Source organism: Phenylobacterium sp. (genome assembly GCF_030681155.1).
Taxonomy (GTDB): Bacteria; Pseudomonadota; Alphaproteobacteria; order Caulobacterales; family Caulobacteraceae; genus Phenylobacterium.
This window is the reverse complement of sequence record NZ_JAUXXE010000036.1, coordinates 16655-38522: the sequence shown is the minus strand read 5'-3', so window position 1 is coordinate 38522 and position 21868 is coordinate 16655. Positions and strand designations below refer to the sequence as shown.

At 65.7% G+C, this 21868-nt stretch carries 25 protein-coding genes and 2 tRNA genes; 8 read left to right on the top strand and 19 right to left on the bottom strand.

The genetic code is table 11. From position 1 onward, the window contains the following. The 3 genes from rpsA to aroA form a co-directional block, all read right to left on the bottom strand. Nucleotides 1-1579, bottom strand: a 1579-nt coding sequence (rpsA, locus tag Q8M13_RS09495) for a 30S ribosomal protein S1 (protein ID WP_305299650.1), incomplete at its 3' end; no start/stop codon positions are given. 192 nt (nt 1580-1771) lie between these two features. Beyond that, entirely contained in the window at nt 1772-2422 is a 651-nt protein-coding gene (gene cmk / locus Q8M13_RS09490; RefSeq protein ID WP_305299649.1) for a (d)CMP kinase, read from the bottom strand. Beyond that, nucleotides 2419-3741, bottom strand: coding sequence for a 3-phosphoshikimate 1-carboxyvinyltransferase (gene aroA, locus Q8M13_RS09485; RefSeq protein ID WP_305299648.1), 1323 nt, complete (start codon nt 3739-3741; stop codon nt 2419-2421). The genes cmk and aroA overlap by 4 nt, the downstream gene beginning before the upstream one ends. A 125-nt stretch (nt 3742-3866) precedes the next feature. On the opposite strand from aroA, the gene Q8M13_RS09480 reads away from it, so the two are divergent. The 4 genes from Q8M13_RS09480 (at nt 3867) to Q8M13_RS09465 (ending at nt 5395) form a co-directional block, all read left to right on the top strand. Continuing rightward, the gene (locus tag Q8M13_RS09480; protein ID WP_305299646.1) at nt 3867-4334 is read left to right on the top strand and encodes a TIGR02300 family protein; all 468 of its coding nucleotides are present in this window, start codon (nt 3867-3869) and stop codon (nt 4332-4334) included. A gap of 128 nt (nt 4335-4462) precedes the next feature. Continuing rightward, a tRNA-Ala gene (locus tag Q8M13_RS09475) sits at nt 4463-4538 on the top strand. Between the two features lie 144 nt (nt 4539-4682). After that, a complete protein-coding gene (locus Q8M13_RS09470) occupies nt 4683-5096 on the top strand; it encodes an Hsp20 family protein (protein WP_305299645.1) in 414 nt (137 codons plus the stop codon). A 44-nt stretch (nt 5097-5140) separates the two neighbouring features. Next, nucleotides 5141-5395 carry a DUF1150 domain-containing protein gene (locus tag Q8M13_RS09465; protein WP_305299651.1) on the top strand — a complete coding sequence of 85 codons (255 nt, stop codon included), beginning with the start codon at nt 5141-5143 and terminating at the stop codon, nt 5393-5395. Nucleotides 5396-5496: 101 nt separating this feature from the next. On the opposite strand, the gene ptsN is transcribed toward Q8M13_RS09465, so the two are convergent. From ptsN to Q8M13_RS09450, 3 genes are all read right to left on the bottom strand, one after another. Then, the gene (gene ptsN / locus Q8M13_RS09460; RefSeq protein ID WP_305299642.1) at nt 5497-5961 is read right to left on the bottom strand and encodes a PTS IIA-like nitrogen regulatory protein PtsN; all 465 of its coding nucleotides are present in this window, start codon (nt 5959-5961) and stop codon (nt 5497-5499) included. Nucleotides 5962-6029: 68 nt separating this feature from the next. After that, nucleotides 6030-6668, bottom strand: a complete 639-nt coding sequence (gene hpf, locus Q8M13_RS09455) for a ribosome hibernation-promoting factor, HPF/YfiA family (RefSeq protein WP_305299641.1) — start codon at nt 6666-6668, stop codon at nt 6030-6032. A 31-nt stretch (nt 6669-6699) separates the two neighbouring features. Then, nucleotides 6700-7323 (bottom strand): exopolysaccharide biosynthesis protein, encoded by a 624-nt coding sequence (locus tag Q8M13_RS09450; protein ID WP_305299639.1) that lies wholly within the window; start codon nt 7321-7323, stop codon nt 6700-6702. Between the two features lie 288 nt (nt 7324-7611). Between Q8M13_RS09450 and Q8M13_RS09445 the strand changes: the two genes are divergently transcribed. Continuing rightward, nucleotides 7612-8655 (top strand): aspartate-semialdehyde dehydrogenase, encoded by a 1044-nt coding sequence (locus Q8M13_RS09445; RefSeq protein ID WP_305299638.1) that lies wholly within the window; start codon nt 7612-7614, stop codon nt 8653-8655. Here Q8M13_RS09445 and Q8M13_RS09440 read toward each other — a convergent pair. The 6 genes from Q8M13_RS09440 to Q8M13_RS09415 form a co-directional block, all read right to left on the bottom strand. Beyond that, the gene (locus Q8M13_RS09440; protein WP_305299637.1) at nt 8652-9458 is read right to left on the bottom strand and encodes a MetQ/NlpA family ABC transporter substrate-binding protein; all 807 of its coding nucleotides are present in this window, start codon (nt 9456-9458) and stop codon (nt 8652-8654) included. The genes Q8M13_RS09445 and Q8M13_RS09440 overlap by 4 nt on opposite strands. 17 nt (nt 9459-9475) lie before the next feature. Next, a complete protein-coding gene (locus Q8M13_RS09435) occupies nt 9476-10132 on the bottom strand; it encodes a methionine ABC transporter permease (protein ID WP_305299636.1) in 657 nt (218 codons plus the stop codon). A gap of 3 nt (nt 10133-10135) precedes the next feature. After that, nucleotides 10136-11116 carry a methionine ABC transporter ATP-binding protein gene (locus Q8M13_RS09430; RefSeq protein WP_305299635.1) on the bottom strand — a complete coding sequence of 327 codons (981 nt, stop codon included), beginning with the start codon at nt 11114-11116 and terminating at the stop codon, nt 10136-10138. Between the two features lie 108 nt (nt 11117-11224). Continuing rightward, nucleotides 11225-12718 carry an RNA polymerase factor sigma-54 gene (gene rpoN / locus Q8M13_RS09425; RefSeq protein ID WP_305299634.1) on the bottom strand — a complete coding sequence of 498 codons (1494 nt, stop codon included), beginning with the start codon at nt 12716-12718 and terminating at the stop codon, nt 11225-11227. Nucleotides 12719-12813: 95 nt separating this feature from the next. After that, nucleotides 12814-13275 (bottom strand): glutathione S-transferase C-terminal domain-containing protein, encoded by a 462-nt coding sequence (locus Q8M13_RS09420; RefSeq protein ID WP_305299632.1) that lies wholly within the window; start codon nt 13273-13275, stop codon nt 12814-12816. Continuing rightward, the gene (locus tag Q8M13_RS09415) at nt 13227-13556 is read right to left on the bottom strand and encodes a glutathione S-transferase N-terminal domain-containing protein (RefSeq protein WP_305299630.1); all 330 of its coding nucleotides are present in this window, start codon (nt 13554-13556) and stop codon (nt 13227-13229) included. Before Q8M13_RS09415 ends, Q8M13_RS09420 begins: the two co-directional genes overlap by 49 nt. Before the next feature lie 103 nt (nt 13557-13659). Between Q8M13_RS09415 and Q8M13_RS09410 the strand changes: the two genes are divergently transcribed. Beyond that, nucleotides 13660-14385, top strand: a complete 726-nt coding sequence (locus tag Q8M13_RS09410) for a YafY family protein (protein WP_305299628.1) — start codon at nt 13660-13662, stop codon at nt 14383-14385. On the opposite strand, the gene Q8M13_RS09405 is transcribed toward Q8M13_RS09410, so the two are convergent. The 6 genes from Q8M13_RS09405 to Q8M13_RS09380 form a co-directional block, all read right to left on the bottom strand. Next, complete coding sequence (locus Q8M13_RS09405; protein WP_305299627.1) at nt 14382-15164, bottom strand: transglutaminase family protein; 783 nt, start codon at nt 15162-15164, stop codon at nt 14382-14384. The genes Q8M13_RS09410 and Q8M13_RS09405 overlap by 4 nt on opposite strands. A gap of 111 nt (nt 15165-15275) precedes the next feature. Further along, entirely contained in the window at nt 15276-16010 is a 735-nt protein-coding gene (gene lptB, locus Q8M13_RS09400; RefSeq protein ID WP_370870002.1) for an LPS export ABC transporter ATP-binding protein, read from the bottom strand. Between the two features lie 32 nt (nt 16011-16042). Beyond that, complete coding sequence (locus Q8M13_RS09395; RefSeq protein WP_305299624.1) at nt 16043-16600, bottom strand: LptA/OstA family protein; 558 nt, start codon at nt 16598-16600, stop codon at nt 16043-16045. A gap of 52 nt (nt 16601-16652) precedes the next feature. After that, complete coding sequence (gene lptC, locus Q8M13_RS09390) at nt 16653-17267, bottom strand: LPS export ABC transporter periplasmic protein LptC (RefSeq protein ID WP_305299622.1); 615 nt, start codon at nt 17265-17267, stop codon at nt 16653-16655. 7 nt (nt 17268-17274) lie between these two features. Further along, the gene (locus Q8M13_RS09385) at nt 17275-17892 is read right to left on the bottom strand and encodes a ribonuclease D (protein ID WP_305299620.1); all 618 of its coding nucleotides are present in this window, start codon (nt 17890-17892) and stop codon (nt 17275-17277) included. Between the two features lie 175 nt (nt 17893-18067). After that, nucleotides 18068-18154: transfer RNA gene (locus Q8M13_RS09380), tRNA-Leu, on the bottom strand. Between the two features lie 168 nt (nt 18155-18322). On the opposite strand from Q8M13_RS09380, the gene Q8M13_RS09375 reads away from it, so the two are divergent. Beyond that, complete coding sequence (locus Q8M13_RS09375) at nt 18323-19294, top strand: complex I NDUFA9 subunit family protein (RefSeq protein WP_305299619.1); 972 nt, start codon at nt 18323-18325, stop codon at nt 19292-19294. Between the two features lie 100 nt (nt 19295-19394). Here Q8M13_RS09375 and Q8M13_RS09370 read toward each other — a convergent pair whose 3' ends face one another. Further along, nucleotides 19395-20195 (bottom strand): undecaprenyl-diphosphate phosphatase, encoded by an 801-nt coding sequence (locus tag Q8M13_RS09370; protein WP_305299617.1) that lies wholly within the window; start codon nt 20193-20195, stop codon nt 19395-19397. Nucleotides 20196-20416: 221 nt separating this feature from the next. On the opposite strand from Q8M13_RS09370, the gene Q8M13_RS09365 reads away from it, so the two are divergent. After that, nucleotides 20417-21865 (top strand): NAD(P)-dependent oxidoreductase, encoded by a 1449-nt coding sequence (locus Q8M13_RS09365; RefSeq protein ID WP_305299615.1) that lies wholly within the window; start codon nt 20417-20419, stop codon nt 21863-21865. Nucleotides 21866-21868 lie beyond the last annotated feature (3 nt).

Below are 21868 nucleotides of genomic sequence, written 5' to 3'. Positions count from 1 at the left end.
CGACGCGGCGGGCAGCCTTGTCGATGCTCGTGATCTGGGCGTCGACGCGGTCACCCACGGCGAAGCGCTCGGGGCGCTGATCGCCACGGTCGCGGGACAGGTCGGACTTGCGGATGAAGGCCGTCATCGGGGCTTCTTCGTCGCCGAACTTCACTTCGATACCGCCCGAGGTGATCTCGGTGACGGTGACGGTGACGGTCTGCTTCGAACGGTAGGTGTCGCCCTGCATCGGGTCGCCGGCGAGTTGCTTGATGCCGAGCGAGATGCGTTCCTTCTCGACGTCGACGTCGAGAACGCGGGCCTTGACCATGTCGCCCTTGTTGTACTTGGCGATGGCTTCTTCACCCGACACGGTCCAGTCGAGATCCGACAGGTGCACCATGCCGTCGATGTCGTTGTCGAGGCCGATGAACAGACCGAACTCGGTCGCGTTCTTGACTTCGCCTTCGACGGTCGAGCCGATCGGATGAGCCGCCACGAAGGCGTCCCACGGATTGGCCATGGCCTGCTTCAGGCCGAGCGACACGCGGCGCTTGGACGGATCGACGTCCAGCACGACCACGTCGACTTCTTGCGAGGTCGAGACAATCTTGCCGGGGTGGACGTTCTTCTTGGTCCAGGACATTTCCGAGACGTGCACCAGACCTTCAACGCCGGCTTCCAGCTCCACGAAGGCGCCGTAGTCGGTGATGTTGGTGATGCGGCCCGTGAACTTCGCGCCGACCGGGTACTTCGCTTCCACGCCGTCCCACGGATCGGACTGCAGTTGCTTCATGCCAAGGCTGATGCGCTGCGTGTCCGGGTTGATCTTGACGATCTGGACCTTAACCGTATCGCCGACCGCGAGCACTTGGCTCGGGTGGTTGACGCGCTTCCAGCTCATGTCGGTGACGTGCAGCAGGCCGTCGATGCCGCCCAGGTCAACGAACGCACCGTAATCGGTGATGTTCTTGACGACGCCTTCGCGGACTTCACCCTCTTGCAGCTGGCCGACCGGCTCGGTGCGCTGTTCGGCGCGGGCTTCTTCCAGGATGGCGCGACGCGAGACGACGATGTTGCCGCGCGGACGGTCCATCTTGAGGATGGCGAAGGGCTGTTCCTTGCCCATGAGCGGGCCGACGTCGCGCACGGGGCGGATGTCGACTTGCGAACCCGGCAGGAAGGCCGAGGCGCCGCCGAGGTCGACGGTGAAGCCGCCTTTGACCCGACCGACGATCGAACCCATGACCGGCTCGTTCTTCTCGTACACGCCTTCGAGACGCGTCCAGGCTTCCTCGCGGCGAGCCTTGTCGCGGCTGATGACCGCTTCGCCCATGGCGTTTTCGACGCGTTCCAGGAACACTTCGACGGTGGCGCCGATGACGATCGGCGACTTGCCGTCTTCGTCAACGCCGAATTCCTTCACGGACACGCGGCCTTCGGTCTTCAGACCGACGTCGATGATCGCGAAGTCTTTTTCGATCCCAACGACGATGCCTTTGACAACCGTGCCTTCCATGAAGTCACGGCCGCCCATGCTCTCGTCGAGCAGGGCGGAGAAGTCGTCGCGCGTCGGGTTCAGGCTCATATCGTCAGCCATTGATGTTCTTTCGTCTTCAAGTGACGCCGCCCCTGGAATGGGAAATGGCCCCGCCAACGCGCCAGGGCGTTGAGACGGAGTCTCGGCGTCGGGTTAAGGGTTGCGACCGATAGCGCAGAGACCTGCGCCGGTGATTTGCCCGCGGCCGTACGAGGAAAAGGCGCGGTTGGATTTGCGGGCCAGGCCCCTCCCTTAGGAGAGCTCCCAGCGCGCGCGCGCCGCCTCGACGATACGGCGGGCCGCATCGGTGGCCTGGTCTATAGTCATTTCGGTGGTGTCCAGCAAGACGGCGTCGTCAGCCGGCCGCATCGGCGAGTCGGCCCGGCCGCCGTCACGCGCGTCGCGCTTGCGAATATCGTCGAGGATATCGTCATAGGAGACGCTCTCGCCCTGGGCCTGAAGCTGCTTCCACCGCCGCTCGGCGCGGACCTCCGGCGTGGCGGTGACGTAGAGCTTGGCCGGCGCGGCTGGCGCGATCACGGTGCCGATATCGCGACCGTCGATCACCGCGCCTTCCGGTCGTTGCGCGAAGGCCTGCTGCATATCGCGCAGGGCCAAGCGCACCGGCGGATGAACCGCCACGCGGCTGGCCGCTTCGCCCGCCTCACGGGTCCGGAACGCCGGGTCGGTCAGCATCTCGGGCGTGAGGTCGCGGGCGACCTGGGTCGCGGCGGCGACATCGTCGAAATCACCGCCGTGACGATCGAGCAGCACCCCGACCGCACGATAGAGCAGGCCAGAATCCAGCATCGGCACGTCATAGGCGTCGGCCAAGCGGCTGGCGATCGTGCCCTTGCCTGAGGCCGCCGGGCCATCGACGGCGATAACGAAGGGCGCCTTCACGAAATTTCCGCTCCAAGGCCGCGCATCAGATTTTCGAAACCCGGGAAGCTGGTGGCGATCATGCCAGGTTCGTCCACGGCCACCGGCTCGTCCGACGCCAGCCCCATGACCAGATGAGACATGGCGATCCGGTGATCGCCCTTGGTCGTCACCCGCGCGCCGCCGGCGACGGGATGGTTGCCGCGCACCGACCCGATGACGATCAGGCCTTCGGGCTCTTCTTCAACGCCTACGCCGCAGGCGCTCAAGCCGTTGGCCATCAAGGCGATGCGATCGCTTTCCTTCACGCGCATCTCGCCGATGCCGCGCATGATGGTCGAACCCTCGGCGAAGGCCGCGGCGACGGCGAGGATCGGATACTCGTCGATCATGGCCGGCGCGCGCTCGGGTGGGACCGACACGCCTTTCAGGGCCGAGTGGCGCGCGGTCACGTCGCCGACCTGCTCGCCGCCCTCTTCGCGGACATTGGAGACCGTCAGATCCCCGCCCATTTCCTGAAGCGTGGTGAAGAGACCGGTGCGCAGCGCGTTGAGCAACACGCCCTCGACCGTCACCTCGGATCCCGGCGTCACCAAGGCTGCGACCAGCGGGAACGCCGCAGAGGACGGGTCGCCGGGCACGCGGACCTTGGTCCCGGTCAGTTTCTGCCCGCCGGCCAGGGTGATGTAGCGGCCGTCGGCACGGTCCTCGACGTCCACCACGGCCCCAAAGGCGCGCAGCATCCGCTCGGTGTGGTCACGGGTGGCTTCCGGCTCGATCACCTGGGCGCCGGCGCTGGCCTGCAGGCCGGCCAGCAGCACCGCCGACTTCACCTGGGCCGAGGGCTCGGGCAGCCGATAGGAAAGGTAGTTGAGATTTCCGCCCTGGAGCGTCAGCGGCAGCCGCCCATTGGAGCGCCCCGTCCAGGTCGCCCCCATCTGGCCGAGCGGCCCCAGCACCCGGCGCATCGGCCGGCTGCGCAGCGACTCATCGCCCGTAAAGGTCGCCGCGAAGTCGAACCCAGCCATGGCGCCCATGATCAGGCGCACGCCGGTGCCGGCATTGCCGCAATCGATCACGTCGGAGGGTTCGGAAAAACCGCCACGTCCCTCGACGCGCCACTGGCCTGGGCCAAGCTGCTCGACGCTGGCGCCGAAGCTACGCATGGCCTGGGCGGTGCGCAGCACATCGTCCCCTTCAAGAAGCCCTTCGATCTCGGTGACGCCTTGCGCCAACGCGCCCAGGATAAGGGCTCGGTGAGAGATCGACTTGTCGCCTGGGGCGCGCACGCGGCCCCGCAGCGGGCCGCCGCGTTTCGCGGTCAGTCCTGCTGACGTCATGGGATTGCCAAGCCTCCTTAAGGCCGTGCTGTTCTTGGAAAGGGGTTTGCTTTTGACAGCGCTCTCCGCGCATGGCAAGGGAGCCGGCTCCAATTCCAAAACCCGCTCTGAGAGGCTCAGCCCCCTTGGCTAATCCCGAACTGGGTGCAAAGCAAATTTGCCCCAACTGCCAGGCCAAATTCTACGACCTGACGCGACGCCCCGCCGTCTGCCCGAAGTGTGGTCATGAGTTTGACCCCGACGAAGCGGTCCGCAACCGTCGCGTTCGCGCTCGCGCGGCGCCCGTCGACCACGACCTAGACGACGCCGAGGATCAAGTCCGCGGCAAGCCGAAGGCCGAGGACGAGGACGAGGAAGAAGAAGCCACGACCCCGGAACTGGACGAAGTCGCCGACGAGGTTCCCCTCGTTTCCGACGACGACGACGAGGCGCCCGACGCCCCGGCGGAAGACCAGCTCTCCGAGTTCACCGAGGACGACCTCGAGGACGAAGACGACGCGGACGTTCCCTTCCTTGAAGACGAGGAAGACGACGACTTCGACGACACCGAAATCGAAGGCCTTCCGGGTGAAGGCGACGAGGACGACCGCTAAAAACCCTTATTGAATAAGGGCTCGATCAACCCACAAAAAAAACTTTCAGAGTGGGTTGATCGAGCCAAACTCTCAGACTAGGTTCCGCGCCTCTTCGGGGGGCGACCTACGAAGAACCCGAGACCTTCGGGGCTATAGCTCAGCTGGTAGAGCGCTTGAATGGCATTCAAGAGGTCAGCGGTTCGACTCCGCTTAGCTCCACCATGGAGGCCCGCAGTTAACGCTGCGGGCCTTCGCCTTTTCAGGCTCCCGTTGAAATCCAACCAGATCATCGCCAAATGAGTTCCAACCGGAACCCGCGCCTTCTTGGGCGGGATTCGGTGAGTCGCTTAAACTGAGGACTCTGGAATGAACCGGCCGATCGTCTTCGACAGCCCCTTCCTGCTGGGCTTCGATCACACCCGTAGCTTGATCGAGCGCGCCGCCAAGGCCGCCGCTGAAAGCTACCCGCCCTACAATGTCGAAGATCGCGGCGAAGGTTCCCTGCGGATCACCTTGGCTGTAGCCGGGTTCACCCCCGACCAGCTTCACGTGACCGTGGAGGACCGTCAGCTGATCGTGGCCGGGAAGCGGGAGAGCGTCACCGACGAAGCGTACCTGCACCGCGGCATCGCGGCGCGCGGCTTCATTCGAACCTTCATCCTGGCCGACGGGATGATCGTCGAGGGCGCAACCCTGGAACATGGACTTCTGCACATCGACCTGTCCCGGCCGGAGCCGGAGCGTCGCGTGCAGCAAATCCAGATCAAGACGGCCGGCTGAACCGGCGGCCGTTCGACGCGTTGAGTTTTATGGAGGTGGTCATGATGACGCCGAATCTTACGACTGAAGCCTTTGCCGCCCTGGGTGCGCCGGACCTCGTCTATGTCCGTCCGATCCGGGCGTCGGAGATCATTGCGAATACCCCTGCATCGCAGATCCAAGGCTTTCAGCTCGATCCCGATCAGGTTCTCTATGCGGTGCACCGCGCCGATGGCGAGCGCCTGGCGGTGCTGACCGACAAGGACTCGGCCATGGCCGCGGCCCTAGCCCACGAACTGGCCCCGGTGTCAGTCCACTAGGGTGTCCACACCCAGGCCCGGCAGAAGGGCCTGGGAGCGCCCGCTCCCCTATTCGAATGCGAAACCCCCGCCCCGGGCCGCCTAGAAAGCGACCTAGGGCGTCAGGCGGCCGCTGAGGGCCGCTCCTGCACCAGCAAGGCATGAATGGCGTCAGGCGTGCGCGCTTGGCGCAGATGCTCGCGAACGTCGCCCTGGCGGAGCATCCTCGAAACACGCGCCAAGGCCCGCAAGTGTTCGGAGCTCGCGTTCGGCGGCGCGAACAGCGCGAAGATCAAGTCTACAGGCTGGTCGTCGACGGAATCGAACGCCACCGGCTGATCGAGGCGCACGAACACGCCCCGCATCCTGGTCAGTCCGTCCAGCCTGGCGTGGGGCGCGGCGACGCCATAGCCCACGCCGGTCGAGCCGGCGGCCTCGCGCTCCATAAGAGCGTCGAGCACCACGCCCGCCTCCAGGCCGAAATTGCGCGCGGCCAATTCAGCCACGAGGGCCAGGGCTTGACGCTTGTTCGGCGCGCTGGCCCGCCCCGCGATGGCGCCGCGGTCCAGTATGTCGCCTATCTGCATAGTTTCGTGACGCCCAAACTCGAAAACAGCCCCGGCGCACGATGCTCGGGATCGGCGGAACTCAGCGCCTAGGCGCTGACTCCGTTCACTCCGGTCCCATTAAGCGATTTCGTACGTTCAGGATCGATCCAGCCGATATTTCCATCCGGCCGGCGGTACACCACGGACAATCCCCCGTGAGCGGCGTTCCTAAACACGATTGTTTGAGATTCCGTCAAGTCCAACTCCATGACCGCCATGGAAACGGTCATCTCGCGAACCGGCCTTTCGGTTTCTGCGATAACCATTCCCGAAGGCGGCGTATCGGAATGCTGCGACGTTTCGCCCTCGTCCCACTCGACATCTTCTTCGCCCTCAGGCGCTCGGATGACGAAATAGGACGCCGTCTCGGCTTGCTTGGCCGTAGCCGCCGCCGAGTGGCTCTTCAGCCGCCGCTTGTAGCGGCGTATGCGCGTTTCGATCTTGGCCAAGGCCGCATCGAAGGCGCCATGAGCGTCCATGCCCAGGCCATGTGACTGCAACGCCTGGCCTGAGGCCAGCTTCACCGCGCAGTCGACCCTGAAGGAATGGCCCTCACGGCTGACCACGACGTCGGCGTTACCGCCACGGTCGAAGTACTTGCCGATTGAACCGGTGATTTCGTCGGAGACCCGCTCCCGCAGGGCCTCTCCAACGGCGACATGCTTGCCGGAAACTAAGACTTGCATGCCCTATCAACGCGCCGCTGCGGCAAAGGTGTCAAGCGCCCCCGAACCAGTTCACGAGAAGGCGAACACCGGCGATCACCGCGTCAGCAGCCAGGTACAAAAGCAGGCCGCTAAATGCCGCCAGAATATACCCGGCGGTCGCAAAAAGGCCGTCACGCTGGAGCAGCGCGAACCCCAACACGCCAATGGTCAGCGCCGGCAGCAGGTTGCCCAGCGGGATCGGCAGGATCAGCACGAACGACAGAAGCGAACAGATCACGCCGATCGCCCGGTCGCCGATCGTGCCGAACATGAAGCCAAGGCGCGGGGTGGAGATCTTCTCGATACGCTCGACCAAGGGCAGCAGGCGGTTGAAGGCCCGGCTCAGGTCGGCGCCAGATATCGTGCGGTTCTCCAGCCAGTTCGGAAGCCAGGGAGCGTGAACGCCCAGCGCGAGCTGCGGCGACAGCAACAACAGCGGCGCGCCGAGCACGGTGGAAGAGCCGGGCGGAAGGGGCAGCAGATTCGGGATAGCCAGCACGAACAGCAGGGACCCGAGCGCGCGGCGGCCAAAACGGTCGACAATGTCGCCCAGCCGCATGTCGTCCTCGGCGCACAATTCGCGCAGGACGACCGAGATCGGCTTTTGTTGCTCCTCAGCCCAGTGGTCGGACATCTATCTCTGAACCATCCCCCATAGACGCATCTCGCAGCAACAACGCGTGAGCCCTCCAGATGGATTGAAGTCGAAGCAGCCTGTTTACAAACAGGCCCCATTTGGCATATCGGAGCGCCATGCGTCGTTCGACCATTAAAAGCGCGATTAAAACCACCATGCCCGCGGGGCTTGGGGGTTTGCGCGCGCACGCCGCGTAGCACCCCAAGGACCCCGCCGGCAGGCCGGGGTCGCACTTCCAACAGCGAAAGCCCCTCGGCCTCTGGATCACACTGGAGATGAGACCCCATGCTTTCGACCGAGACCGCCCGCCCCGCCGCACAACGCCTGTTCAATATCGCCATCGTCGGCGCCACCGGCGCGGTCGGCGTGGAGCTGATGGATTGCCTGGCCCGTCGCAATTTCCCAGTCCGCTCGTTGAAGCTGCTGGCTTCGGCCCGCTCGGCAGGCCGCACCTATAGCTTCCAGGGCCGCCCGGTGGCCGTCGAGGCCTTGACCGCCGACAGCTTCACCGGCGTCGACATCGCCATCTTCGCGGCCGGCGCCTCGATCAGCCGCGAGTTCGCGCCGATCGCCGCGGCCAAGGGCGCGCTGGTTGTCGACAACTCCTCGGCGTTCCGGATGCAGGCCGAGATCCCGCTGGTGGTGCCCGAGGTGAACGGCGGCCTCCTGGCCGATCGCCCGCGCATCATCGCCAACCCCAACTGCGTCGCCGCCATCGCGGTGATGGCCCTGCAGCCGCTGCACGCCCAGAACCCGATCCAGCGCGTGATCGGCGCCACCTACCAATCGGCGTCAGGCGCCGGCGCCGCGGCCATGGAAGAGCTGCAGCAGTCCACCGCCGCCTATCTGGCCGGGGAAGAGTTTGCGCCGAAGGTGCTGCCGCACCCCTACGCCTTCAACCTGTTCAGCCACAACGCCGGCATCGAGGCCGACACCGGCTACAACGGCGAGGAGATGAAGGCGATGGAGGAGATCCGCAAGATCATGTCCACGCCCGACATGCGCCTGTCCTTCACCTGCGTCCGGGTGCCGGTGCTGCGCGCCCACTCCATGGCTCTGACCATCGAGTTCGAGCAGCCGGTGACGCCGGCGCAGGCCGAGGCTTGGCTGGCCGAGGCTCCTGGCGTGCGTCTGGTCAATGACGCCCTGCGCAACCACTACCCGATGCCGAACGAGGCCTCAGGCCAGGACGACGTGCTGGTCGGCCGCATCCGCAGCGACCTGTCCGATCCGTCGGGCCGCACGCTGAGCATCTTCGTGGTCGGCGACCAGTTGCTGAAGGGTGCGGCGCTGAATGCCGTGCAGATCGCCGAGCGCCTGGCGGCCTAGAACGCGGGCTGGACAGCCCCGCCGTAGGTCTTCTCGATGAAGGCGCGCGCGGTGGGGCTGGTCAGGGCGGCGGCCAGCTTCTGAACGCGCGGGTCGTTCTTGTTATCGGGCCGCGCGACCAGGAAGTTCACATAGGGGCTCTTGCTGTCTTCCAGCAGCAGCGCGTCCTTGGTCGGGCTGAGCTTGGCGTCGAGAACGTAGTTGGTGTTGATCACCGCTAGGTCCAGTTCACCCAGCACGCGCGGCAGGGTCGCGGCCTCAAGCTCGCGGAACTTCAGCCCCTTGGGGTTGGTGACAATGTCGTTCAGTGTCGAGAGCGGGTTGGCCGGATCTTTCAGGGTGATCAGGCCGCCCTTCTGCAGCAGCAACAGGGCCCGGCCGCCGTTGCTGGGCTCGTTGGGAATGCCCACGCTCGCGCCCTGGGGCAGGTCAGCGAGCGTCTTCACCTTCTTGGAATAGGCGCCGATCGGTTCGATATGGACGCCGACAACGCGGACCAGATTGGTGCCGCGGGCCTTGTTGAACTCATCCAGATAGGGCGCGGTCTGGAAGAAGTTCACGTCGAGCTGTTTTTGCGCGACCTGCAGGTTGGGCTGCACGTAGTCGTTGAACACCCGGACATCCAGCTTCACACCCTGCTCGGCCAGCATCGGGCCGATGGCCTCCAGGATTTCGGCGTGCGGCACCGGCGTGGCGGCGACGACCAGGGTGTCGGCGGCGCCGGTCTGGGCCGCCTGCTCGCCGCAGGCGGCCAGCGCCAGGGCGGCGGCGGCGAGGATCACGGTGCGGCGGATGGCGGACATCGAAATTCCTTGGCGAGTCAGCGTCGGCTGACCTTGATGATCAGGCGGTCGCCGGCCCATTGCAGCCCTTGGACCAAGGCCAGCAACAAGACGACAGTCACCACCATGACGTCGGTTTGGAAGCGTTGATAGCCGAAGCGGATGGCCAGGTCGCCCAGCCCGCCCGCGCCGACGACGCCGGCCATGGCGGTGTAAGACACCAGGGCGATCGCCGTGACCGTGGCGCCGGCGATGATGCCTGGCATGGCCTCGGGCAGCAGCGCTCCGAACACGATCTGGCGCGGCGTCGCGCCCATGGCCTGCCCGGCCTCGATCACGCCCTTGTCGACCTCGCGCAACGCCGTCTCGACCAGGCGGGCGTAGAAGGGCGCGGCGCCGAGGACCAAGGGCGGAATGGCCCCTGCCACGCCCAGCGAGGTCCCGACCAGCAACACAGTCAGCGGGATCATCACGATCAGCAGGATCACGAACGGCACCGAGCGCAGGACATTGACCGCAAACGACAGCGCCATGTTCACCGGGCGATTGGCCAGCAGTTGCTTCGCGCCCGTCAGGAACAGGATGACGCCCAGGGGCAGGCCCAGCAGCACCGAGAACGCCAGCGAACCGCCCAGCATCACCAGGGTGTCGAGCGTCGCCTGTCCGATATCGGCCCAGTTGATGTTGGTGAGCATCCCCTACGCCTCCTCGACCCGGACGCCGGCGGCGATCAGGCGCGTCCGCGCCTCGGTGACGTCGCCGCCAACCAGCGAGACCAGCAGTTGGCCGTAGGGTTCATCGCGGATCCGGTCGATGCGGCCAGCCAGGATCGAATAGTCGACGCCGGTGTCCCGGGCGATGCGCCCCAGGATCGGTTCATAGGTGGCCGCACCCCGGAAGGTCAGCCGCAAGGTCGGCCCCGCGCCCTGGCCCTTGGCCACGACCAGGCCGGCGGCATCGGCCACTAAGGCGCGCGTGACGGGATGCTGCGGATGCAGGAAGACCTCGGCCACCTCGCCGCTCTCGACGACCGCGCCGGCGTCCAGCACCGCGACGCGATGGCAGACCCGGCGGATCACCTCCATCTCATGGGTGATCAGGACGATGGTCAGGCCAAGCTCCCTGTTCAGCCGGGCCAGCAGGTCCAGGATCTGTTCGGTGGTCTGGGGATCCAGCGCGCTGGTCGCCTCGTCGCACAGCAGGATTTTCGGGCCGTTGGCCAGCGCCCGGGCGATCCCCACGCGCTGCTTCTGGCCACCGGAAAGTTGGGCTGGATACTTGTGGGCCTGGTCCGCCAGTCCGACGCGATCCAAAAGTTCGGCGACGCGCGGGCCGATCTCCCCGCGCGGCACGCCGGCCACTTTCAGCGGGAAGGCGACATTGGCCGCCACCGTTTTCGACGACAGCAGATTGAAGTGCTGGAAGATCATGCCGACCCGGCGGCGAAGGCCCCGGAGGCCGCCCGCGTCCAGGGCGCCGACATCCTCGCCGTCAGTGATAACCCGCCCAAGGCTGGGCCGCTCGATTCCGTTGATCAGCCGGATCAGGGTCGACTTGCCGGCGCCCGATTGGCCGATCACGCCGAAAACCTCGCCCGGCGCGACCTCTAGGCTGACATCGACCAAGGCCGGCGCAGGCGCGCGCGCAAAGGTCTTGCCGACGGATTGGAAGCTGATCACGCGTCTTCCCTAACGGGCGGGGCCCGATGCTCAAGACAGAATTTCTCGCAAAGGGCTCAGGTCGGGGGTCGATCCTGCCCTTTGAGCCGCGCCCACGCCCGCTGAAACCTAGGCGGTTTCCTTAAGCGCGCGCCGCCGCTCGACCGACGATGGGATGCGCATCGCCTCGCGATACTTGGCGACCGTCCGGCGCGCGATGTCGACGCCGGTTTCCTTCAGGATATCGACGATGCGGTCGTCGGAATGCACCTCGGCCTCGGTGCGTTCGGCCTCGATAAGCTGCTTGATCTTGTGCCGCACGCTCTCGGCCGAGTGAGCCTCGCCGCCCGAGCTCGAGGCGATCGAAGAGGTGAAGAAGAACTTCAGCTCGAACATGCCGCGCGGGGTGGCGATGTACTTGTTCGAGGTCACCCGGCTGACGGTGGATTCGTGCATGCCGATGGCGTCGGCCACGGTCTTCAAGTTCAGCGGCCGCAGATGTTCGACTCCAAACGCCAGGAAGCCGTCCTGCTGGCGAACGATCTCGCTCGCCACCTTCAAGATCGTCTTGGCGCGCTGGTCCAGGCTCTTCACCAGCCAGTTGGCCGAGGCCATGCAGTCGGCGACGAAGACTTTTTCCTGGTCGGTGCGAGCGCCGCTGGAGACTCGGGCGTGATAGCGCTGGTCGACCAGCAGCCTTGGCAGGGTGTCGGTATTCAGCTCCACGTGCCACAGGCCGCCCAGGCCCTCGCGCACGAAGACGTCGGGCGCCACGGGCTGGCTCGGCTCGCCGCCGAACGCCGCGCCTGGACGCGGCGTCAGGGCGCGAAGCTCGGCCACCATCTCGCGCATGTCTTCATCATCGACGCCGCAGACCTTGCGCAGCGCGCCCATGTCGCGGCGGGCCAACAGGTCCAGATTGTCCAGCAGCGCGACCATGGCGGGATCGCAGCGGTCGCGTTCCTTGAGCTGCAGCATCAGGCATTCGCGCACGTCGCGGGCGAACACCCCCGTGGGCTCAAACCCCTGCAGGCAGGTCAGCACCTCTTCGATCACGGCGAGTTCGCAGCCGAGGCGATCGGCGGTCTCGGCCAGATCGCAGCGCAGATAACCGCCCTCGTCGACGGAATCGATCAGCACGGCGGCGATCACGCCCTGGCTGGTCGAAAGCCCCACGACGGACAACTGGTCGTGCAGATGCTCCGAAAGCGTCTTCTCGCGGGTCAGGCGGCTTTCGAAATCGTCGGTGTCTTCAAATCCGCCGCCGCCCTTGCCGGCCTTGGACCAATCGATAGCCCCGCCGGCATGTTGGGCTTCCTGAGCGTCGCCGGTGGCGTGTTCGCCGGGCGAGGCCTGGTCGTGGCTGACGTCCAAATCAGCCGCAGCGGCGTGGTCGGTCAGTTGCTCGGGGGCAAAATCTTCCGAGTCGCGAGGCGCCTCGTCACGCTCGGAGTCTGATTCGCGCTCGTCGCGCTGGAGCAACGGATTGCGCTCCAGCTCGCCTTCGACATAGGCGTCCAGCTCCATATTGGAGAGCTGCAGCAGCTTAATAGCCTGCTGCAGCTGGGGCGTGATGACCAGCCCCTGCCCCTGACGAAGCTCTAAACGCGCGCCGAGCGCCAAATCCGCCTCCTGGCCTGAATCTTGCTCCAGGCTAGGCGAGGTTCCCCCACCGATTAGTTAACTTCCGCGAACAAGCTTTGCGGGAGATCGATTTGTCACGCAGCGACCCGCTGGGCCGGCAAGTTCAGGGGCGTCCAGGCGAACTCCGGATAGATCCCAGCCATCATGTGATCGACATAGGCGGTCAGGTTGCCGAAGGTCATCGCGCGGTCGCGGAGCGGGGCCTCGAAGAACGGGGTGAGGACGCCGGCCAGCATGCCGAACGCCACCGCATCGACGCTGGTCGGACGCGGGCCCATCATGAACGGCTTGTCGCCGAGCAAGGCCGACAGGGCGGCCAGGGAGCGCACGCCCAAGGCTAGGATCTCCGCTTCGGCGTGACGGCCGACCCCGACAGCGCGAACGCTTTCGGCCACCCGCCCCTGAGCCTCGCGACGCACGTTTTCCTGAACGGTCGGGGGCATCTGGTCGAAGAAATGGGCCGGCCCCTTGGCGAAGTTCTCCGGCGTCAGCCAGCGCGTGTGGACCATGGTCCAGCCAAAGTGGTTCTCGACCATCCGCTCGATCGCCCAAGCCTGGGCGCGTTCAAGGGAGCCAAGTCCTCGTCGAAGTCGATCGCGTATTTCCGTTCCAGGTGAAGGCGGATGAAGTGGCTATCGGCGATCAATTCACCGTCGTCGTCCATCCAGGGCAGTTGGCCCTTGGGCGAAAACTGCGGGGCGGAGGCTTGCTTCGCATAGGGCAGACCCGCGAGCCGCAGGTGCACCTCGGTCTTGGTGACATAGGGGCTGACCTCGGGAAGGCCGAAGTTCTCGCCAAATCCATAAAGCGTGATCATCAGGGTCTCTCCGTTGAAACGACCCTGTTGGCTTAGGCGCGGGCTGCTGCCACCATGCTGTCAGCATCGACCGGCGATGCTCTCCTTCATGAAGCGGCTTTCCATGCGACGCGCCGACCGCCTGTTCCAGATCATCCAGATCATGCGCCGCGCCCGCGCGCCGATCACCGCCGACGCGATCGCCGAGGAACTGGAGACCTCCAAGCGAACCATCTATCGCGACATCGCCACCTTGATGGGCCAGCGAGTGCCAATCCGGGGGGAGGCCGGGATGGGCTATGTGCTGGACCAGGGCTTCGACCTGCCGCCGCTGATGTTGACCCCCGACGAAATCGAGGCCGCGGTGCTGGGCGCCCAATGGGTGGCGGGCCGTGGCGACCCCGCGCTGGCGCGCGCGGCTCAGGACTTGATCGCCAAGATCGCCGTCTCGGTGCCCGAACGCCTGCGGCCTTTCGTGCTGGAGCCCGCCGGCCGCGCGGTTCCAGCCTGGCGCCAGGCTGAGCCGGACCGTTTGGACATGGGGCAAGTCCGCGCCGCGATCCGAGGGGGACGCAAGATCACCCTGGACTACCGAGACGAACAGGACCGCGCCAGCCAGCGAACAATCTGGCCGGTCACGGTCGGCTATCATGAGACGGTTCGGCTGCTGGTGGCTTGGTGCGAGCTGCGTTCCGACTTCCGCAATTTCCGCACCGACCGTGTCGCCGCCGCCGAGTTCCTGGATGACCGATATCCGGAACGCCCAGCGGTCCTGCGCGCGCGCTGGCGCGTCCAGGTTGAGGCCGAACGCAAGCGCCACGGAGCAAGGGACGCCGCCCCTGAAGCCTAGGTCGCGCTCACGTCTATCTGTTTGTCGATCAGGGTGGCCTGGCCAAAATATGCGGCGAAGGGCACGTCCGCCGCATCCCGGCCCGAGGCGATGTGGACCAGACCCTCGAGCGGCGCGAGCCGTGTCGCGTCGAAGGTGATCCAGGCGCCGTCCAGGAACACCTGGAAGACCGCATGAAAATCCGGCGGCTCCAGCTTCCAGGCGTAGCAGGAGACGATCCGCGCAGGGAGGTCGAGCGCTCGACAGATCGCCGCGCCGAGGTGCGCGAAGTCGCGGCAGACGCCGGCGCGGCTGACCAAGGTGTCCAGAGCGCTCGTGCCCTCCGGGGAAGAGGCCGCGCAGTAGGTGATGCGATTGAAGATCCAGTCGGTGACCGCCTGCACCTGGCCCAGCCCCTGCGGAAACCCGCCGAACTCGCTTCGGGCGAAGTTGGTGAGCCGGTCTGACTGGCAATAGCGGCTGGGCGACAGATAGGACAGCACGTCTGCAGGCAGGTCGTTGATCACCGCCCCGCCGACGAAGCGTCGCTGGTCGCGGTCTCCCGCAGTCTCGATCTGAGCCCGATAGGTCAGGTCGAACTCTCCGGGACGGGCCAGGAAGCGCACCAGGCGATTGGGGCCCCCGGCGCCCACAATGAAGTCGGCCTCGACGCCGGGCGGCAGTTCAATCTCCTCGGACAGAATCGCCTCGCCAAAGCCGCCGCCGGCCTGGACCGCGAAGATGAAGGTGGTGGGGGCGCGAACCTCGTAGCGCAGGCGTGTGTGAACGGAGAGGCGCACGTCGGCTCCTTCAGGCGCCAGGCGCCGTGGGCTCATGGTGGTGGACACGGCGCGCCCAAGCCCAGAGGGCCAAGGCGGCGTCGTTGTCAGCCTAACGCACGAACGCGGAAATCAGCCGAAGTGGTCGCCCAGATAGACGCGGCGAACTTCCGGGTCATCGACGATCTGGTCGGGCGTGCCTTCGAACAGCAGCTCGCCTGAGGCGATGATCGAGGCGCGGTCGATGATGTCGAGGGTCTCGCGGACATTGTGGTCGGTGATCAGAATGCCGATCCCCCGGGCCTTCAGATAGGTGATGACCTCGCGGATATCGGCGATGGCCAGAGGGTCGATACCGGCGAAGGGTTCATCCAGCAGCATGAAAGACGGCTCGCTGGCCAGGGCGCGCGCGATCTCCACCCGGCGACGCTCGCCGCCCGAAAGCGAAATCGCCGGCGAGGCGCGCAGATGGCTGATCCGCAACTCTTCCAGAAGCTCGGTCACCGTCGCCTTGGCGCGAGTCTGGCTGCGCTCGCGCAGTTCGACCACCGCCATGACGTTTTCTTCAACGGTCATGGCGCGGAAGATCGAGGTTTCCTGCGGCAGGTAGCCCACGCCCATGCGGGCGCGCTGATACATCGGCTGGCGCGTGATGTTCTCGCCGTCGAGATAGATCGAGCCGTAGTCCGCCGGGATCAGGCCGGTGATCATATAGAAGCAGGTGGTCTTGCCCGCGCCGTTGGGGCCAAGCAGCCCGACGACCTCGCCGCGCGCCAAGCGCAGGGAGACGCCCTTGACGACCGGCCGGCCACGGAACGACTTGCCGACATTATCGACGACCAATCCTTGGCCTTCGAGGGCCGGCAGCGACTCAAAGCGTTCCGGTTTCAAGCGCGAACCTAACGTCGAGCGGCGGGCTGGGCCGCCGCCTGTTGGCTAGGATAGATCACCGCGCGCGGGCGGGCCTTGCCCGGTCCCTTGGCGCCCGACTCCATCTGCGCGTTGCCCGAGGAAACATTGACGGTCAGCCGGTCGCCGCGGATCACGTTCTGTCCGGACACCGCCACCACGTCGCCGGTGATCACGATGCGCTCGGAAGTCACATCATAGACGGCGTTGTTGCCACGCACCCGCTGTTGGGGCGTCACATAGAAGACGTTGCCGATCGCCTCGATGCGCTCAAGCGCGCCGCAGGGGGCCGACTGTCCATCTGTCTTGGCCGCGCCCTTCTGGTTGAATGTCTTCAGCACGTCGGCGCGCAGCCGCGTGCGGTCCTGCAGGGCCTCGGCCGAGCCGCTCCAGATCGACAGGCACTGGGCGTTCACCACCTCGAGGGAGTCAGCGGTGATGTCCACCGGGGCGTCGGAATTCCGGGCGAGCTGAGCCGCCGCCGGGCCAGCCAGGCCCATGGCGAGAGCCGAAACGGCCACCAGCTTCATCATTTCAAGCCCGCTCATGCTCATGCAGCCTATTTGGGAAGCCCAACGTCAAAGTTCGAGTGCTCAAGCTCTACTTCGAATCGAGGCGCCCACGCACCCCGCCTTTGAACACCAGACGCTCGCCCTTGTCGTATACGCCATAGGACTTCGCAGTGATTTCGCCAAGCGATCCGACGCCGGAGATCTGCCCCTGGCCTTCCAGTTCGCCCGTCGCGGTGTTGAAGATCGAACTCTGGGTGTTGAAGTCGGTATTGCTGCCGCTCATCTTCACCCCGCCGTCCAGGTTCAACACCCGCTTGTCTTCACTATAGACTCCGGTCTTGGCCGTCACCCTGCTCGGACTTTCGCCCTCGGCGTCCAGGACGAGAGCGGGCTCTCTCAACAGCACCCGCTGATAGTCGTTTTCATCGCGTTCGGCCGAGCTCGCGGTGATGACAAAAGCCCTGCCCTTCTCATCCTTCCCAACGAAACGCGGATTGACCAACTCGATCGGCGCGTCGGCCTTCGCCGGCGCGGCGTCGCGCCCGAGCACGGTGGTCTGAACCACAAACCCCAGCAAGCTGAGCAGGATCACACCGATCGTCGCCGGCAGGACGACCCGCAGTCGACGAATCAACTTCGAACGCCGCCGCCAGCGTTCGAAATCGCCTCGGATATGCACGTCGGGCAGGGCGGCGGCGGTCATGCCGGCCTCACGAATGGGCGAAGATGTCGACCTCTTCCCAACCCCGGACATCAAGCAGGGCGCGGTGAGGCAGGAATTCGAAACAGGCGCGGGCAAGACCGTCACGGCCCTCGCGGACCAGCATGGCGTCGAGCTTCGTGCGCAAGGCGTGCAGATGCAGAACGTCCGAGGCGGCGTAAGCCTGCTGCTCGGGCGAGAGCGTAGCCGCCCCCCAATCGGAACTCTGCTGGGCTTTGGACATGTCCACGCCGATCAACTCCTTGGTCACGTCCTTCAGGCCGTGGCGGTCGGTGTAGGTGCGCGCCAGCTTGGAGGCGATCTTGGTGCAGTAGACCGGCGCGGTGACCACCCCAAGGTGCAGGTGGAACATGGCGATATCAAAGCGACCGAAGTGGAAGATCTTCACGACCTTCGGATCGGTCAGCAGGCGTTTCAAATTCGGGGCGTCGTAGGTGGCGCGGTCGAGCTGGACCAGGTGGGCGTCGCCCTTGCCGTCGGAAAGTTGGACCACGCAAAGCGGATCGCGGCCGAGGGCCAGGCCCATGGTTTCCGAATCGATGGCGACAGCCTCGGCGCCGACAAGAACCTCGTCGGGCAGATCGCCCTTATGCAGAAAATTGGCCAAGGGCCTCGCGCTCCGAACTGAATTTGTCTCTCTCCTATATAGAGAGAGGCGCGGCGGCCAGGAACCTCAGCCGTCAAAGCCCTGGAAGATGGCGCGCGCCGATGCGTCGCGCCAAGCCGCCGAACACATCTGAATGTCTGGGAGTTTTAGAAAAGCACCATCCTTTTCAAAGGGATGGTGCCCAGGAGAGGACTCGAACCTCCACGACCTTACGGCCACTGGCACCTGAAGCCAGCGCGTCTACCAATTCCGCCACCTGGGCCCGACCCGCTTGGGATCGCGCGAGGGGCGTCTCTTAGGGCGCCGCCTTATCGGGGTCAACGCCCTCATTGAGAGATATGTAAGTCGCATTGCAGCGCCGGTCTGCATCGTCTATCCGAACGGCTCCAAACCCCTTCGTTTTCAGCGCTTTTATTCGCAGGCGGACGACATGCAGGATCTGGTCACGGTCTTTGGCGGATCGGGCTTCATCGGAACTCAGATTGTGCGGGCGCTTGCAAAGCGCGGCCTGCGCATCCGCGTGGCCGTTCGTCAGCCCCATCTGGCCCACACCATGCGCCTGATGGGCGACGTCGGCCAGGTCGAGGTGGTCCAGGCCAATATCCGTGACGAGGCCTCAGTTCGTCGGGCCCTGCGCGGCGCCCAGGCCTGCATCAACACCGTCGGCATTCTCTATGAGACTGGCCGCCAGAAGTTCGACGCGGTCCATGTCGAGGGCGCCCGCAACGTCGCCAAGGCCGCCCGCGAACTGGGCGTCACCCGCATGGTGCAATTGTCGGCCATCGGGGCGAGCCTAGACTCGACGTCGCGCTATGCGCGCTCGAAGGCCGAGGGTGAGGCAGCGGTTCGCCAAGCCCATCCGGACGCGGTGATCCTGCGTCCCTCGGTGGTGTTCGGCCAGGGTGACGGCTTCTACAACAAGTTCGCCCAGATGAGCGTGTTCAGCCCCGTCCTGCCGCTGATCGGCGACGGGGAGACCAAGTTCCAGCCGGTCTTCGTCAGCGACCTGGCCCGCGCCGCAGCCGCCGCCGTGACCGATGAGGACTGCGCCGGCAAGACGTTCGAGCTCGGCGGCCCTGGCGTGTACAGCTTCCGGGAAGTGCTGCAGCAGGTGCTGGTTCAGGTCGAGCGTCGCCGCGGCCTGGTGCGGCTGCCGTTCCCGATCGCCGCCCTGATCGGAAAGCTCTGCCAGCCCATCGCGGCGCTGACCCCGATCGCTCCGCCGCTCACCGCAGACCAGGTCGAACTGCTGAAGACCGACAATGTCGCCGATCCGGCGCTGCCGGGCCTCGCCGAGCTTGGCGTCATCGCCCCGATCACGGTCGAGGCGATCCTGCCAACCTATCTCTATCGCTTCCGCAAGGGCGGCCAGTTCGCCGATCAGGTCATTCCGGCGGTCTGAGACGACGAGGGGCCGCATTTGGCGCTGCGCGCCGCCCCTCACCTAACCTCGCATCACTTCTCCTCTCCCCGCCGGGGAGAGGTCGGGTGAGGGGTCTTATCTACCCCAGGAACACCACGCCGAGGCCGATCAGGCCGACGCCGATCCGCCACCAGCCATACGGCGCGAGCCCGTAGCGGTTGATGAAGTCCAGCATGGTCTTCACCACGATCAGGCCGGAGAAGAAACTGACGACGAAGCCGATGGCGATGATCCCCAGGTTCTCGCCGGTCAGCACATCACGGTTCGACCAGAAATCCAGGGCGAACGCCCCGACCATGGTCGGGATGGCCATGAAGAACGAGAACTCGGCCGCCGCGCGACGATCGACGCCGAGCAGCACGCCGCCGACAATGGTCGCGCCCGACCGCGAAACGCCGGGCACCATGGCCAGGCACTGACAGAAGCCGACGCCAAGCGAGCGTTTCCATGAGAGCTGCATGGCGTCATGCTCCTTGGGCTCGGGCGCCCAACGGTCGACGATCAGCAGCACGATCCCGCCGAGGATCAGCATTACGCAGATCAGCACGACGCTTTCGAACAGCACGGTCTTGATGAAATCGTGCGCGACGAAGGCGATGGCCATCGACGGCAACACCGACAACAGCACGCTGGTGGCGAACCAGCGGGACTTCGGATCGCTGGGCAGGGTGATGAGCACCTTCCACAGCTTCTGGAAGTAAACGACCACCACCGCCAGGATCGCGCCCAGCTGGATCATGACGCTGAAAGTGTCCCAGAAGCCGCTCGGCAATCCGAGCAGCTTCTTGGTCAGCAGCAGGTGGCCCGTCGACGAGACCGGAATGAACTCCGTCAGGCCTTCGACAAGACCAAGAATGACGGCGGCGATCCAATCCGGCACGGGCGACTCCTTTTGGCGAAGATGGACGAACAGGGGCCTAGAACAGGGTAAATTTACCGTTCATCCAATTTCTGGACGATATTGCATGAAATTCGGCAAGGTGCGCGTTTGAAAAATTCCAATGAAGCCGCATTAGTCCCAATATCTTACTATGCCATTTCAAGGGCTCTTTTTGGCGGCTAGAACATCTTCGCCCGAGGTCCGGGCGTGGAGGTGCGGCCATGGCCGAACGCATGCTGAAGTTCACGACGGTCGAGCGGGTCACCCCCGCCAAGCGCGCCGCGCCGGCGCGTTCGGGCGATTTCCACGAGATCTACGCGGACTTTATCGACGCCAAGGCGGCTGAGCAGGCCTCGCGCTGCTCGCAGTGCGGCATTCCGTTCTGCCAAACCCACTGCCCGCTGCATAACAACATCCCCGACTGGCTGCGGATGACCGCCGAGGGCAGGCTGCAAGAGGCCTACGCCCTCTCCCAAGCGACGAATTCGATGCCGGAGATTTGCGGCCGGATCTGCCCACAGGACAGGCTGTGCGAAGGCTCCTGCACCATTGAGCAATCGGGTCACGGCACGGTCACCATCGGCGCTGTGGAGCGCTACCTCACCGACAAGGCCTGGGAGGAAGGCTGGGTGCAGCCGCTGGCTCCCGGCAAGCCCCGCGGCCAGTCTGTAGGCGTGATCGGCGCGGGCCCGGCGGGCCTGGCGGCGGCCGAACGGCTTCGTGAAGGCGGCTACGAGGTCACCGTCTATGACCGCCACGACCGGGCCGGCGGCCTGCTGATCTACGGCATCCCCGGCTTCAAGCTGGAGAAGGACGTGGTCGAGCGCCGCACCCGTCGGCTGGCCGAGGGCGGGATCGAGTTTCGCCTCGGCTTTGAGATCGGGCGCGACGCCTCGCTGGCGGACCTTCGCCAACGACACGACTCCGTCCTGATCGCCACCGGCGTCTATGCGGCTCGCGAACTGGCCTTGCCCGGAGCGGGATCGAACGGCGTCGCGCCGGCGCTCGACTACCTGATTGCCTCCAATCGCATCGGCCTAGGCGATCAGGTTCCGGCTTTCGAAAGCGGCGAGCTCAACGCGGCCGGCCGCGACGTGGTGGTCGTCGGCGGCGGCGACACCGCCATGGACTGCGTGCGAACCGCCGTGCGCCAAGGGGCCAAGTCCGTCACCTGCCTCTATCGCCGCGACCGCGCCAACATGCCCGGCTCGGCCCGCGAAGTCGCGCATGCCGAGGAAGAGGGCGTGGTGTTCGAATGGCTGGCCGCGCCGCGCGCCGTGTTGGGCGAAGCTGAGCACGCCACCGGCCTGCGCGCCGCACGCATGCGGCTTGGCCCGCCCGACGCCACGGGGCGCTCTGCGCCTGAAGAGGTCGAGAACGGCGACTTCGACCTCCCCGCCGACCTGGTGATCAAGGCGCTCGGCTTCGACCCCGAGGACCTGCCCACCCAGTTTGATGCGCCCGAGTTGGCGGTATCGCGCTGGGGCACGCTGAAGGCCGACTTCAAGACAATGCAGACCAGCCTGCCCGGCGTTTTCGCGGCCGGCGATATCGTGCGCGGCGCTTCGCTGGTGGTCTGGGCCATCCGCGACGGCCGCGACGCCGCTGACGCCATCCACAACTACCTGCAAGCCCAGGTCAGCGCCCCGGCGCTGGTCGCGGCGGAGTAAGTC